2 protein-coding genes are annotated in these 2,053 nt (G+C 57.7%); both read left to right on the top strand.

Features of this window, described 5'->3' with window-relative positions; all coding sequences use genetic code 11:
• Positions 1 to 984, top strand: a 984-nt coding sequence (locus KKA81_15950) for a hypothetical protein (GenBank protein ID MBU2652422.1), incomplete at its 5' end; no start/stop codon positions are given.
• A 39-nt stretch (positions 985 to 1,023) separates the two neighbouring features.
• A partial coding sequence (locus tag KKA81_15955; protein MBU2652423.1) for a tetratricopeptide repeat protein occupies positions 1,024 to 2,053 on the top strand: 1,030 nt, incomplete at its 3' end.

Genomic DNA, 2,053 nt, shown 5'->3' on the forward strand with positions numbered 1-2,053 from the left:
CTCATGGGAGCCGCCGCTTCGGTCTCGGCGCAGGAAACGGTCGCCGACAGACTGGGCGAAGCGCTGAACTACTACAACGATCTCGAATACGATATGGGCATCGCCGTCGGCGACAGCATGCTCATGCGTACCGATCTCTCCGCGCAGGATAGTGTGGCAATTTATGAGGTGCTCAGCATTCTCACCTACGCCAAAGGACAAAAGTACCAACAGCAGTCGTTTGATTTTCTCGAGCGGATCTCTCAAATCGGGCCGTGCCTGACCCCGATGCCGCAGGAAATCTGGCCGCAGGAACTCCGCGACCGCTGGTATCGCCTCATCAAAGACAAAAACGCACTCACCTGCCCCAAGGCCGGTGAAGGCATCACGACGATCGCAATCATGAAATTCGACAACTTTTCGACCGGCAAATACCAGGAAGAACTGGGCCTGCTGTCAAAAGGTCTCGCCGACTTTTTCGCCTACGATTTCGGCAAAGTCTCGGACCTCACCGTGATCGAACGCGACAAGATCGATTTCATCCTTAAAGAGATCGCACTGCAGCAGTCCGGCGCAGTCAACCAGGCCACGGCGGTCAAAGTCGGCCAGATTCTTGGCGCCAAATATATGGTGTTCGGCAGCATCACTCAGATCGACGGCGACAACACCCGTATGGTCGTGCGCGTTGTCGATGTCGAGACCTCCGAAATCGTAGCCTCGGTCGACAAAGAAGGCAAGCCGAAATACTCCGAGATGGAAAAGGCCCTGGTCAAAGAGCTGGCCGAGGCGCTCGACCTGAAGCTCAACAAGACGGAGCTGTCGGCGATCGACGAAAGTGGCACGTCCTCTAACGACGCCATGACCTACTATTCGCGCGGTCTCCAGTTTATGGATGAATACGACTACCGCGAAGCGTACGAGAATTTCAAGAAGGCGTACGAACTCGATCCGTCCTTTGCTGAAGCGAAGCGGAAAATGGAAATCTACCGCCCGCTCGCCAGCTAAGGAAGCACGACCGGTCAAATGGATAAAGGTAAACACACCATGAAACGAATACCTGTGCTGCTCGCCGCCGCCGCGCTGCTGCTGGCCGGCTGTTCGCAGTCGCTCCTCAAACAGGGCGTATCCGCGAGTGAGCAGGGAGAATATACTCGCGCCGTTTCGCTCTTCTACCAGGAAATCTCGGCCAACCCGCAGAGTGTCGAGGCCTGGACCGGTCTCGGGAAAGCCTTCTTCGAACTGGGGAACTTTGAGAAGTCCGAGGACGCCCTGCACCAGGCCAACAACATTCGTCCCGATGCCCAGGCTACCCTCTATCTGGGCATGATCTTCGAAAAACGGGGCGATACCGACAAGGCCATGGAAGCCTACACCCAGTCGCTTTCGCTTGATCCCGGCGGCAAAACCCGGAACCTGATTCGGGCCCACCTCGATTACCTGGTCGGCCAGAACATCCATAAGGAAGTCAAGAACGCGCTGGCCAACGAAGAGAAGATCGACGTCGATTCGATCCCGGCCAATACCGTCGCCGTGGCCGATTTCGACGCCAGTAAACTCAGTCCCGAAATGGCGCCTATCGCGCGCGGCCTGGCCGAATTCACGGCTATCGATCTCGCCAAGGTCAAACAACTCCGCGTGGTTGACCGACTCAAGATCGATGTCATCCAGCAGGAACTGGCGCTCAGCGCATCCGGCATGGTCGATCCGTCCTCCGCGCCGAGAGTCGGCAAACTGCTCGGGAGCCGGCATCTCGTCACCGCTACCGTACTGGGCCTTGGCAACGATGATGTTCGGCTCGATGGTGTGGTCGTCAACACCGCCGACAGCAGCGCCAACCGCACCGAGACCTCGGAAGGACAACTGCAAAAAGTATTCGCGCTGCAGAAAGACTTCGTATTCCGGGTGATCGACGATCTCGGCATCACCCTTACGGCTGAGGAGCGCGATGCGATCAAACAGGTCCCGACCGAATCATTCCTCGCTTTTCTCGCCTACTCGCGCGGCCTCGAGGCGCAGTCGGAAGGACGGATGAACGACGCCGAAGCGGCCTACAATCAGGCCACCGCCGCCGATC

The organism is Bacteroidota bacterium (genome assembly GCA_018831055.1).
Taxonomy (GTDB): Bacteria; Bacteroidota; Bacteroidia; order Bacteroidales; family B18-G4; genus M55B132.